Annotated in this window: 14 protein-coding genes and 1 pseudogene; 14 read left to right on the top strand and 1 reads right to left on the bottom strand. The window is 48.6% G+C overall.

The window, feature by feature from the left end:
* The first annotated feature begins 2 nt into the window (after positions 1-2).
* The 13 genes from SB752_RS24270 (at position 3) to SB752_RS24210 (ending at position 10,551) form a co-directional block, all read left to right on the top strand.
* Positions 3-266 carry an HPr family phosphocarrier protein gene (locus tag SB752_RS24270; protein ID WP_410718089.1) on the top strand — a complete coding sequence of 88 codons (264 nt, stop codon included), beginning with the start codon at positions 3-5 and terminating at the stop codon, positions 264-266.
* 94 nt (positions 267-360) lie between these two features.
* Positions 361-525 (top strand): hypothetical protein, encoded by a 165-nt coding sequence (locus SB752_RS24265; protein ID WP_164684932.1) that lies wholly within the window; start codon positions 361-363, stop codon positions 523-525.
* Positions 526-644: 119 nt separating this feature from the next.
* Positions 645-1,631, top strand: a complete 987-nt coding sequence (locus tag SB752_RS24260) for a thiamine pyrophosphate-dependent dehydrogenase E1 component subunit alpha (RefSeq protein ID WP_410718088.1) — start codon at positions 645-647, stop codon at positions 1,629-1,631.
* 27 nt (positions 1,632-1,658) lie between these two features.
* The gene (locus SB752_RS24255; protein WP_410718137.1) at positions 1,659-2,642 is read left to right on the top strand and encodes an alpha-ketoacid dehydrogenase subunit beta; all 984 of its coding nucleotides are present in this window, start codon (positions 1,659-1,661) and stop codon (positions 2,640-2,642) included.
* Between the two features lie 20 nt (positions 2,643-2,662).
* The gene (locus SB752_RS24250; RefSeq protein WP_410718087.1) at positions 2,663-3,883 is read left to right on the top strand and encodes a dihydrolipoamide acetyltransferase family protein; all 1,221 of its coding nucleotides are present in this window, start codon (positions 2,663-2,665) and stop codon (positions 3,881-3,883) included.
* 18 nt (positions 3,884-3,901) lie between these two features.
* Positions 3,902-5,284: a dihydrolipoyl dehydrogenase gene (gene lpdA / locus SB752_RS24245; protein WP_410718086.1), complete on the top strand. Its 1,383-nt coding sequence runs from the start codon at positions 3,902-3,904 to the stop codon at positions 5,282-5,284.
* A gap of 80 nt (positions 5,285-5,364) precedes the next feature.
* On the top strand, positions 5,365-5,778 hold the full coding sequence (locus SB752_RS24240) for a transcriptional regulator GutM (RefSeq protein WP_410718085.1): 414 nt from the start codon (positions 5,365-5,367) through the stop codon (positions 5,776-5,778).
* Between the two features lie 73 nt (positions 5,779-5,851).
* On the top strand, positions 5,852-6,385 hold the full coding sequence (srlA, locus tag SB752_RS24235; RefSeq protein WP_103109290.1) for a PTS glucitol/sorbitol transporter subunit IIC: 534 nt from the start codon (positions 5,852-5,854) through the stop codon (positions 6,383-6,385).
* Between the two features lie 22 nt (positions 6,386-6,407).
* On the top strand, positions 6,408-7,430 hold the full coding sequence (gene srlE, locus SB752_RS24230; RefSeq protein WP_410718084.1) for a PTS glucitol/sorbitol transporter subunit IIB: 1,023 nt from the start codon (positions 6,408-6,410) through the stop codon (positions 7,428-7,430).
* Positions 7,431-7,451: 21 nt separating this feature from the next.
* Positions 7,452-7,817, top strand: coding sequence for a PTS glucitol/sorbitol transporter subunit IIA (locus SB752_RS24225; protein WP_410718083.1), 366 nt, complete (start codon positions 7,452-7,454; stop codon positions 7,815-7,817).
* Positions 7,818-7,856: 39 nt separating this feature from the next.
* A complete protein-coding gene (locus tag SB752_RS24220) occupies positions 7,857-9,146 on the top strand; it encodes an NAD(P)H-dependent oxidoreductase (RefSeq protein ID WP_410718082.1) in 1,290 nt (429 codons plus the stop codon).
* 120 nt (positions 9,147-9,266) lie between these two features.
* A complete protein-coding gene (locus tag SB752_RS24215) occupies positions 9,267-10,241 on the top strand; it encodes a sugar-binding transcriptional regulator (protein ID WP_410718081.1) in 975 nt (324 codons plus the stop codon).
* Complete coding sequence (locus SB752_RS24210; protein WP_103109295.1) at positions 10,228-10,551, top strand: hypothetical protein; 324 nt, start codon at positions 10,228-10,230, stop codon at positions 10,549-10,551. The genes SB752_RS24215 and SB752_RS24210 overlap by 14 nt, the downstream gene beginning before the upstream one ends.
* 240 nt (positions 10,552-10,791) lie before the next feature.
* Here the strand turns inward: SB752_RS24210 and SB752_RS24205 are convergent.
* Positions 10,792-10,976: pseudogene (locus SB752_RS24205) on the bottom strand (TetR/AcrR family transcriptional regulator); the annotation flags it as partial.
* On the opposite strand from SB752_RS24205, the gene SB752_RS24200 reads away from it, so the two are divergent.
* Positions 10,975-11,352 carry a hypothetical protein gene (locus tag SB752_RS24200; protein WP_410718080.1) on the top strand — a complete coding sequence of 126 codons (378 nt, stop codon included), beginning with the start codon at positions 10,975-10,977 and terminating at the stop codon, positions 11,350-11,352. The pseudogene SB752_RS24205 and the gene SB752_RS24200 sit on opposite strands and share 2 nt — an antisense overlap.
* Positions 11,353-11,430: the final 78 nt, after the last annotated feature.

Below are 11,430 nucleotides of genomic sequence, written 5' to 3'. Positions count from 1 at the left end.
CCATGGAAAAACAAGTGACGATTCTAAATAAAACAGGACTTCACGCTCGTCCCGCATCTGAGTTTGTCAAACTGGCTGCCCGTTTCGAGTCAGAGATCACGATCTTGGTGGGGACAAAAGTCGCGAATGCGAAGAGTATCATCAACGTTTTATCGCTGGCGGCAACGATGGGTACCGTTTTTACTCTGAGAGCGATAGGTCCAGATGAAGCTGAAGCAATCGATGCTCTCACCTCTTTAATTGAGAGAAAGTTTGGGGAAGAATAAACATTTGACCCTTGACTACGTAATCAGAATATTTATAATGAATTACAAATGTAACCATAAGGAACAAATGTAAAAATATCCGGAGGTGACGTGCATGAAGCCGATTGAAAAGATAACTCCCGGAGCAAAGGTATACAAACTGTTTGAACACGAAAAGCTGGTTTGCGAAGGAAAAGACGAGGTTTTCATTATCTCGATCACCAAGATGTCGCGCGAGGAATACGAGCGGGACCTGAAGCAGGCAGCTGTTAACCAATAAACTCTATACGCACTACGACGCTTGGACCACGGGTCAGGTGGGGGAATCAAACCTCCATCTGGTCCGTTTTTTCTTCATACAAGCCTGTTGAGACTGGCATATCCGAGGAGGAGAGGACTTTGATTACTAACATAAACGTTCCACCCATGATTACCGAGAAAAAGCTGGTGGAGCTGTATCATCAAATGTGGCTGATCCGCTTTTTCGACGAGAAGGTAGATGAGTTTTTTGCCAAAGGACTGATCCATGGAACGACTCACCTGTGTGTGGGACAGGAAGCGTCCGCAGCAGGTGCCATTGCGGTTTTAGAAGACCGGGACAAGATCACTAGCACGCACCGTGGACATGGTCATTGCATCGCCAAGGGTGCAGAAGCCAATCGAATGATGGCAGAGCTATTCGGCCGAGAAACGGGATATTGCCGTGGTAAAGGCGGATCGATGCACATAGCGGATGTGGATAAAGGCAATTTGGGAGCAAACGGCATTGTTGGCGGGGGGATTCCGATCGCTGTCGGATCAGCTCTTACTTCCCAGATGAAAAAGCTGGGCTATGTGACCGTGTGCTTTTTCGGAGATGGCGCTACCAATGAAGGCAGCTTTCACGAAGCGGTCAATATGGCGGCGATCTGGAACCTTCCTGTCGTCTTTGTTTGTGAAAATAATCAATACGGGATGTCAGGCCCGGTCAAGGACATGGTGAAAGTCGCGAACATCGCGGATCGTGCAGCAGCGTATGGCATTCCTGGCAAAGTGGTAGACGGCAATGACATTTTTGCCATGATGAAAGTGACTCATGAAGCAGTGGAACGAGCACGGCGAGGAGAAGGTCCAACGCTGATCGAAGCCAAGACCTATCGCTGGAAAGGCCACTCCAAGAGCGATGCGAAAAAATATCGTACACGTGAAGAGGAAATGGATTGGCGCAACAACCGTGATCCGATTGAGCGGATGAAGCGTGTTCTGATCAGTGAAGGGATCGTAAGCGAGCAGGAAGCAGCACAGCTGGAAGCAGATGCAAGACAAGAAATTGAAAACGCGGTCAAGTTTGCTGAGGAAAGCCCGATGCCGCCGCTCGAAATTCTAGAAGAAGACGTCTACGCATAGGCGAGGGAGGGATATAAAGTGTCAACGATGAGAGAGCTTACTTATTTGGAAGCGGTACGCGAATGCATGAGTCAGGAAATGCGCGTAAATGAAGACGTATTTATCATGGGTGAAGATATTGGTTTGTATGGAGGGGCGTTTGGGGTCACTCGCGGGATGCTCGAAGAATTTGGCAAAGAACGCGTTCGAAATACGCCGATCTCGGAAGCAGCAATCGCTGGTGCTGCGGTTGGAGCAGCCATGACAGGTATGCGGCCCATCGTGGAGCTGCAGTTCTCCGATTTCATCACGATTGCGACTGATCAAATCGTAAACCAGGCTGCGAAGAACCGCTATATGTTTGGTGGCAAAGGAAAAGTGCCGCTCGTACTGCGGACACCATCCGGTTCAGGTACAGGAGCAGCTGCCCAGCACTCGCAGAGCCTGGAAGCCTGGATGGCACATATTCCGGGGTTAAAAGTTATCCAGCCGTCTACCGCCTATGATGCAAAAGGGTTGCTGAAAGCTGCAATCGATGACGACAATCCTGTAATCTTTTACGAGCACAAGCTCCTTTACCGGACAAAAGGTCATGTGCCTGAGGAGACGTACAGCTTGCCAATCGGGAAAGCAGATATCAAGCGTTCCGGTACGGATGTGACCATCGTGGCTACCGCGATTATGGTTCATAAGGCATTACAGGCAGCAGTCGAATTGGAAAAAGACGGGATCAACGTAGAGATCATCGATCCACGTACGCTCGTTCCTCTGGACATCGAGACAATCGTGGAATCGGTGAAAAAGACCGGGCGACTTGTTGTCGTTCATGAGGCGGTAAAGCGTGGCGGGTTTGGTGGGGAAATCGCAAGCTTGATCGCTGAGAGCGAAGCCTTTGATTATTTGGATGCGCCAATCAAGCGTTTAGGGGGCAAATCGGTGCCAATTCCGTACAATCCTATCCTCGAAAAAGCAGCCATACCACAAGAACTTGATATCATCCAAGCGGTAAAAGAGACAGTTTTCCGCCGCTGACATAGGAGGGGTCGAACATCATGGCAACTGCCGTATTTATGCCAAAACTGAGTATGACAATGGAAACCGGAACAGTCATCCAATGGTTCAAGCAAGAAGGGGACCAGGTTCGTGAAGGTGACGTCCTGCTGGAAGTTTTGACGGATAAAATCAACATCGAAGTAGAATCGTACACGACCGGAACACTCCTGAAAATTTACTATGGCGCGGACCAAGTCGTTCCAGTGAATCAAGTGATCGGATACGTAGGAGAAGCAAACGAAAATGTACCGAATACACCTCCTCCGTTAGAATTTAGTGCGGGTCAGGAAGAGGCAGAAGCCCCGGACGCTCAACCGTCCAAGGAAGAAACACAAGCTAATGAAGTCCTAGACAAGAAAATCAGGGCAACTCCTGTCGCTCGCCGAATGGCACGGGAGAACGGAATCGATCTGGGACAAGTGAATGGTTCCGGTCCAAATGGCCGCGTCCAAAAGGCAGATATCGAACATACTCTTTCTGCGAACTCTGCCAAATCAGCTTCCACAAGTACGGGATCAGTGACAAGCTTGCCAGGTCAACAAGTGAAAGTGGAAGGCATGCGCAAGGTTATTGCAGAGCGTATGGTAGCGAGTGCGTACACCGCTCCTCACGTGACTCTCTCAACGGAAGCAGAGATGAGCCAGGTAATCGAAGTACGTTCTACTTTGCTGCCTACGATCGAGAAATTGACCGGACATCGCTTGTCCTACACGGAAATTATTATAAAAGCTGTCGCCATGGCATTAGCTCGCCATCCGAAAGTAAATGCATCACTCAAAGGTGATGTGATCCAGCTTCATGAGACCATCAATATCGGTGTGGCTGTCGCGGTGACAGACGGATTGCTCGTACCCGTAATCAAACAGGCGGATCAAAAAGGGCTCGCACATTTGACTACTGAGACAAAGCGGCTCGCTGGATTGGCTCGTGATGGTCGTCTGCTTCCGGATGATATGCGCGGTGGCACGTTTACGATCAGCAACCTTGGGATGTATGCAATTGATGTGTTTACACCGATAATCAATCAGCCAGAGAGTGCCATTCTTGGAGTGGGAAGAATCCATGAGAAGCCAGTGGGTGTAAATGGACAGATCGTACTACGACCGATGATGTCTCTTTCCCTGTCATTTGACCATCGTGTTATGGACGGGGCACCTGCGGCTGCATTTTTGCAAGAGATCAAAGAATTGCTGGAATCACCCTATCATCTGCTGGCGTAAAAGGAGGAGCAAACAACCATGCAAACATACGATATCGCAGTTATAGGTGGAGGGCCAGCAGGGTATGTGGCTGCCATCCGAGCTTCCAAGGAAGGGAAGCGGGTCGCGCTGATTGAAGCAGACTTCGTGGGAGGGACTTGCCTGAACCGGGGCTGCATTCCGTCGAAGACGCTGCTGCATAGTGCAGGTGTCATCGATCAAATTCGCAAGGCTTCCAGCTGGGGAATCGAGACAGGCGAAGTCACTTTTTCCATGGAGAAAATGATGGCTCGTAAAAATCAGGTCATCATGCGCCTAAGAACAGGGATCACGTCCTTGCTAAAGGCAGGAAAAATTGATTTGCTCCAAGGCTTTGGCGAGGTGAACGCAGATAAAAGCATCCGCGTTCGGATCGGAGAAGAAGTCCAAACGATCCAGGCTAGCTCTATCATTCTCGCTACTGGCTCTACACCAGCGGTTCCGCCCATTCCGGGATTAGCGGATGTGCCTTTCTATACAAGCGATACAATATTTGATATCGAGCAGGTGCCAGAGTCCATCGCCATTCTCGGCGGTGGTTTTATAGGGGTGGAATTTGCCTGCATTTTTGCCAGCTTAGGTGCGAAAGTGACGATTGTCGAAATGGCAGATCGTCTTATCCCTCTGGAGGATGCAGATGCATCGAGCGTATTGTCCAAATCTCTGCGCAGCAAAGGCGTCACCCTGGGGACTGGATTGAAGGTCACCTCGGTAACCCAAACAAGCAAGGGAATTCAAGTAACTGCCGAGAATACAAGTGGTGACACACAAACGGTTTCGTGTGAAGCTTTGCTCGTAGCAGTGGGACGTAAACCGAATCTATCTGCTTTTAGCCAGTTGAACCTGGAGCTTAGTGGTCCATTTGTCAAAGTAAATGAATATCTGGAAACAAGCATCCCAGGAATTTTTGCTGCAGGTGATGTGATCGGTGGATGGCAGCTCGCGCATGCTGCGAGTGCAGAAGGGCAGATAGCCGCTATCAATGCAGCAGGTGGTAGAGAAAAAGTGAATGATAGAGCGGTCCCTCGCTGCATTTATACTCATCCTGAGATTTCGAGCGTAGGCTTGAGTGAGGAAGAGGCGAAAGCGCGTGGCTATACTGTGAAAACGAGTGTCTATCAACACAGCGGAAACGGCAAGGCGTTGGCTTCTGATGAAAATGGCGGCTTTACCAAGCTCATTGCGGAAGAGACTTACGGCGAAGTACTGGGAATCGTGATGGTTGGCCCTCATGTCACGGAAATGATTGCGGCTGGCACGGCGTTCTTGAGCTTGGAAGCAACTGTTGACGATGTAGCAGAAATGATTTACCCACATCCAACCGTCTCCGAGAGTCTCATGGAGGTTGCAGCAAAATGGTTGGGAAAAGGAATCCACTCCTAAAAAAAGATTACATTTGACATGAAAACGGTTTCAATTTACAATTGTAACTATTAAGAACATTTGTAAAGAGAGGTGGTCACTTGGCTTCTTGGGGATACGTTGTTCTGCTGTTTGCGGGGCTTTGGATATTACAGGTCGTCTTCACTCAGCTGCAATCCCGCCACTACTACCGGGAGTTACGCGAGATGCAACGGCAACCAAGCGGGTACCTGGGAGTTGGGGTGAACAAACGCCGTTTTGGAGTAGGTGCCGTCATCATTTTGGTAACGGATGTGCAGGGAAACGTAACGAATTGCAAGCGAATGTCTGGCATTAGCGTATTTTCCCGCTTTCGTCCGTACAATGAGCCGATTGGAAAACCGATCGACAGCTTGTATGAAAGTGCGTCACAGTATCAAAAGCATCCTGTGCAAACGGCACTTCGAATGGCGATTGACCAAATCTGGGCCGCGCAGGCCAAACAGCAGCAAGACAATCAACCACAAATTGGATAAAAATGTTGGGCCGCGGGCCAGATGGATGACCATCTGGTTTTTTTGCATCATTTTCTAGGGGAGGTATGGGTAAATGGACTTTTTTGTTCATCTTGCAGAGGGATTCATCGGCATGTTTCAAGAGGGGGGCAAGACCTTCATAGGGCTGGTGACAGGCATCATCCCTACGTTGATTTGCTTGATCACAGCTGTAAACGCCTTCATCAAATTTGTGGGAGAAGAACGCATCGAACGGTTTGCTTCTAAATGCACCGGCAACATTATTTTGCGCTATACCCTCTTTCCGGTCTTATCCATGTTTTTCCTGACTAATCCAATGGCTTATACATTCGGCAAGTTCTTGCCTGAACACCAGAAGCCAGCCTTCTACGATTCGGCTGTATCGTTCTGCCATCCGATCACGGGATTGTTCCCACATGCGAATGCGTCTGAGCTGTTCGTGTATATGGGCATCGCCACCGGAATCACTCAGCTTGGTCTGTCTCTTGGACCACTCGCTATTCGCTACTTCTTGGTTGCGATCGTCATCATCTTGATTCGCGGTATCGTAACGGAATATATCACCAAAATGATGATGAAGCGCCGCGAGATGCAGGCAGCGGCATAGAAGCGGAAAGGGGAGACACAGGATGAGCAACTATCGTGCGGTGCAAGTAACAAAAGCGTCCAGCGGTTGGGGAGGACCACTTACGATCCTGCCTACGGATGAGAAACCATATATTGCTTCGATTACAGGTGGTGGCATTCACCCTGTAGCGGCGCGAATTGCTGAGCTGACAGGCGGTATTGCAGTAGATGGCTTTACTAACAAAGTAGAGCCTGATGAAATGGCATGCGTCATCATTGACTGCGGTGGAACGGCTCGAATTGGTGTTTATCCTAAGCTGGGAGTCTTGACAGTCGACGTAATGGCATCGTCACCATCCGGACCGTTGATTAACTTTATTAAGGAAACCAACTTTGTTTCTGGCGTAAAAGTGAACAACGTCGAACTGACGAATGAAGTAGCTTCGGCTGCTGTCAGCACAGCTGGCGATCAACAAAAGAAATCGGCACAGGAGCTGAAAGCCGAAGCGCGTGCCAAAGTAGCGAGCATGCAAAGCAATCAGCCGCCAAGAAAAACCGGCTTCATCGAAAAAGTCGGTCGTTTGATGGGTGGGGTAGTCAGCACCTTTTATCAGGCCGGGCGCGACACAGTCGATCAAGTATTGCGCAATATTTTGCCGTTCATGGCTTTTGTAAGTACACTGATCGGGATCATCCTGTTCACCGGAATTGGGGATGTCATGGCAAATATTATTAAACCACTGGCTGGGAATTTGATCGGTCTTTTGATCATCTCCATCGTTTGCGCACTTCCCTTCTTGTCTCCGTTGCTTGGGCCGGGGGCGGTTATTGCACAAGTCGTAGGCGTGCTGGTAGGGGTGGAAATCGGACGTGGTACAATCCCGCCGCAACTGGCGCTGCCGGCTCTGTTCGCCATCAATCCTCAGGTTGGATGCGACTTTGTTCCGGTGGGACTGACACTGGGAGAAGCAAAACCAGAGACGATCGAAGTGGGGGTGCCCGCCGTTCTCATGTCTCGCCAAATTACGGGACCGATCGCAGTAGTTATCGCTTACGTGGCAAGCTTTGGGCTTTATACCGAGTAATCCATAATCAGGAGGGTACACATGAACACCTTGTTTACCAGCACGATCGTTTCCATCGGAGATTTGGTTCCAGATTTCCTTAAAGAGAATACAGTTATTCTTTTCAATGAAGATGCTCCAGATGAGCTGCGCGATATTGCCGTGCTGCACACCAAATCCGATCAATTCGCAAGCATCGAGCCAGGCGATATTTTCCAGATTGGTGACCTGCATCTGCGTGTTACTTCAGTCGGAGAAAAAGCAAACGAAACCTTACAAACCATTGGTCATTGCACTGTAAAAGCGGATGGAAGTGCTGCCCCGCAGCTGCCTGGGATGATTCATGTCGAAGACGCTACCCTTCCTTCTTTAGTGATTGGGGTCAAGGTTGCCTTTTTCCGTCCGTAAATCACAACACCTACTATAGAAAAGAGAGGGAGAGACACCATGTTGGGATTCAATAGACGACTGGCAGCATTAGAGAAAGAGGGAGGCTGCATTCGCGTCGGTCTGGTCGGCGCCGGCCAAATGGGTCGCGGACTGATCTCACAAATCGAAGGAATGAAAGGGATGTCCGTGGTGATCACGGCTGATTTGTTCCCTGAGAATATAAAAGCCGCCTATCGCAAGGCAGGAGTATCTGAAAGCCGAATCACGGAGACGCAAGACCTCGACAAAGCGGATAAGGCGATTGCTTCCGGACATTCGGTCGTAACGACGGATGCAGAGCTGATTCCTCAGCTAGCGAATGTCGATGTGATTGTCGATGCGACTGGGATGCCGGAGATTGGTGCCAAGGTCGCATGGGAAGCGATCCGACATAAGAAGCATATTGTTATGCTGAACGTCGAAGCAGATATCACCATCGGACCACTCCTGAAGCAGCAGGCAGATGAAGCAGGTGTTATCTATACAGGCTCGGCAGGGGATGAGCCTGGCGCGATTATGGAGCTCCATGACTTCGCAGACGCATTGGGTTTCGAGATTATCGCGTTGGGAAAAGGAAAAAACAATGCCTTGAACGTCCACGCCAATCCAGACACAGCTCGTGCAGAAGCCGCTCTAAAAGGATCGAGTCCCAAGATGCTCGCATCGTTTCAGGACGGTACCAAAACGATGGTGGAAATGACAGCAGTAGCCAATGCCACGGGATTTGTTCCTGACATTCCCGGTATGCATGGGCGAAAAGCTCGATTAGAAGAGCTGCCAGGCCTCTTCTCACTTGCTGAACAGGGCGGTATGCTTGGTCGCACAAAGATTGTCGATTATGTGGACGGCGTTGCCCCAGGCGTGTTTGCGATCATTTCATCCGCGATGCAAGAAGTGCACGACACCATGAAATATCTGAAGATGGGCGCAGGTCCAAATTACGTCTTGTATCGCCCGTATCATTTGACTAGCCTGGAAACTCCTTTGTCTATTGCACGCGCATATCTACAGAAGGAGGCGACGATCGCGCCTTACTACGGCATGGTAGCAGAGACTGTAGCGGTAGCAAAGAAACAGCTGAAAGCCGGGGAAGCGATGGACGGCATCGGCGGATTCTCCGCTTATGGCAAGATTGTGTCAGCAGCAGACAAGCGTGAGCAGAACGCACTGCCAATCGGCTTGATTGGGCCACACATTCGCTTGAAAAAAGAAGTGGAACAAGGGACCATTATTACTCTGGATGATATTGAATTTACCGAGCAAACCACTATTCTGCGACTGCGTGAGCAAATGGATAATGGGAATTAAATAGGTAGAGGGGAAGGAAGGCATAAATATGTCTTCCTCTTTCCTTTCTATAAAGAGGAACAAATCTGTTATAATATGTAACGTAGAAGAGCATAGTAACGTTTTTAATGAGGGATACGTATGGATAACTGGACAGAAAAACGCGAAATGGTACGAGTCGCAAAATTATACTATTTGACAGGACTCACACAAGCAGAAATTGCTAAAAAGCTGGGCGTTTCCCGTCCGGTGATTTCCAAGATGCTGCAGCGTGCCAAAGATACCGGCATCGTAGAAATTTATATCCGTGATGAAACGATGAGCATGGTGGAGCTGGAGCAGCAGCTGGAAGCAGCACTACGTCTGGATGAAGTCATTGTAGTCCCGTCATATGGGAACAAAAATGAAGAAGTGATCAAACAACAAGTAGCCAAAGCAGCTGCCCAGTACCTGCCCAAGTGGATTCGCAACAAACGGAGGATCGGAATCTCTTGGGGGACAACACTGTACCACCTCGTTAATGAATACCCGTTCGAGAGACACCATAAGATGAAAGTATACCCTCTGGTAGGCGGGATCGGCCGTCATCGAATCGAAATTCACTCTAATCAGCTCGCCTATGAATTTTCAAAAAAACTTGGTGCAAGCTGTGAGTTTCTTTATGCTCCAGCTATCGCAGATTCCATGGAGCTAAAAAGACAGCTGGTAGACTCTCCGGACGTTCGCTCGATTTTGGAGGAGGCTCGACAAGTAGAGCTTGCCATCGTCGGGATTGGCAATCCGTATGAATCGACCATGACAGAAATGGGATATCTTAAGGAAGAGGATCTTTGTCAATTACAGGAAGGCAAAGCGGTTGGGGATATCAGTTCACGCTTTATCGATAAAACCGGTAAACCCATCCATAACGATTTGAATAATCGCGTCATCGGGATTGAGCTGGACGAACTGAAGCATATTCCAACCGTCGTGGGAGTCGTTTCCGGAAGCAATAAGCTGGACGCGGTTTGGGCCAGTTTGCAAGGCAATTATTTCGACAAGTTGATCATAGACGAATATTTGGCAGAAGTGTTGCTGGAAAAGGCGAAGGAGGTGAGCATAAGTGAAAGAGGATAAAATGAGAACGACTCTGTTTTGTGACACTTGTATGGATGATACTGAACATGAAGTAACCTATGTAGATAAAATCCTGTATCAGATTCGTTGTGTGGAATGTGAAAAATCACATTCGCGCGGATCAGAAATACAAAGAGAGCTTTACTTGAATTATATGGAACGAGTCTTTAGCAAGCCAAAACGCTTCAAAAACGAGGCTGGGGAAAACTTACCTCATTTCCTGTTTTCACTCCCTTATCGTGTGATGAGCAAGCCTTTTCGTACCTACAAGGAAATTAAAAACATGTTTAATTATAAACGGAAAATATAAAGACAAAAAGCGCTAAAAGAGGCTGTCCAGAAAGTCGGATTATCTGACCTTCTGGAGCCTTTTTTTTCGAATGCCCCGGCTCGTTTTTTTGAGAAGAACAAAGCGATCATGCAAGGGTAACAAAACGAAAGCACAGTATTCGACGAGCTTCCCACTCGTTTGGATGCTGTGCTTTTGCTTGTTTGCCGTGTAAATCATTCCGAACTACTCAAGTGACGCAAGCATTTTGTCAGGAGTTCAAAATTTCTCATCATGAGGGGCAAGCTCGACCATGGTCATGGTATTAATACACAAGCATCCACAGCTGAGACTTCCAGCATACTCTTCATCTACCACCTCTTCAAAAAATGCAATCCCTTCTCCCAAAAGAGCTGCATTGCTGCGTCTACTACTTTTTCTGCTTCAAACTCGCGTGTTCTTGCCATGATGAATACCTCTTCAGGGGAAGAATGGAAACCGGGCGATTTTGAAAACTACAAAGAAACGATGGCTTCAGCCGTACTGTCCGGAAAAGGCGTGGACATTGTGGAAGCAGGCAGCTTGCCAATCGGAGAATTTGTGGGTAAGCAGCTGCTCGTCAATCTGGATGAATACATAAGTAAGGACAGTGAGCTAAAGAAGGATGATTTGCAGCTGAATGCACTCGAAGCCTTCAAGCACAATGGCGGTATGTACGCCATGCCTGAGGGATACTTTATAAGAGCCTTTATCGGTGATGGCGACATATTGGGGGAGGAAAGTCTAGACGATCGCAATTGGACGTGGATGAAGTGGCGACGCCTTCCTCATACATTTTTTTGACGTTCTGCATCATCTCTATGAATTCGGGTTTGTCAAAAGCTGCTTTTTTCCCTGCGCGATCTACCCAATCTGAATAGC

The organism is Brevibacillus sp. SIMBA_040, assembly GCF_046535075.1.
GTDB lineage: Bacteria > Bacillota > Bacilli > Brevibacillales > Brevibacillaceae > Brevibacillus.
This window is presented reverse-complemented; position numbering and strand designations above follow the sequence as displayed.

Excerpts from the sequence above, each read along its gene's own strand:
- SB752_RS24270 (WP_410718089.1), top strand. The coding sequence starts at position 3 with ATGGAAAAACAAGTGACGATTCTAAATAAAACAGGACTTCACGCTCGT.
- SB752_RS24265 (WP_164684932.1), top strand. The coding sequence starts at position 361 with ATGAAGCCGATTGAAAAGATAACTCCCGGAGCAAAGGTATACAAACTG.
- SB752_RS24255 (WP_410718137.1), top strand. The coding sequence starts at position 1,659 with ATGAGAGAGCTTACTTATTTGGAAGCGGTACGCGAATGCATGAGTCAG.
- SB752_RS24250 (WP_410718087.1), top strand. The coding sequence starts at position 2,663 with ATGGCAACTGCCGTATTTATGCCAAAACTGAGTATGACAATGGAAACC.
- lpdA (WP_410718086.1), top strand. The coding sequence starts at position 3,902 with ATGCAAACATACGATATCGCAGTTATAGGTGGAGGGCCAGCAGGGTAT.
- srlA (WP_103109290.1), top strand. The coding sequence starts at position 5,852 with ATGGACTTTTTTGTTCATCTTGCAGAGGGATTCATCGGCATGTTTCAA.
- srlE (WP_410718084.1), top strand. The coding sequence starts at position 6,408 with ATGAGCAACTATCGTGCGGTGCAAGTAACAAAAGCGTCCAGCGGTTGG.
- SB752_RS24225 (WP_410718083.1), top strand. The coding sequence starts at position 7,452 with ATGAACACCTTGTTTACCAGCACGATCGTTTCCATCGGAGATTTGGTT.
- SB752_RS24220 (WP_410718082.1), top strand. The coding sequence starts at position 7,857 with ATGTTGGGATTCAATAGACGACTGGCAGCATTAGAGAAAGAGGGAGGC.
- SB752_RS24215 (WP_410718081.1), top strand. The coding sequence starts at position 9,267 with ATGGATAACTGGACAGAAAAACGCGAAATGGTACGAGTCGCAAAATTA.
- SB752_RS24200 (WP_410718080.1), top strand. The coding sequence starts at position 10,975 with ATGATGAATACCTCTTCAGGGGAAGAATGGAAACCGGGCGATTTTGAA.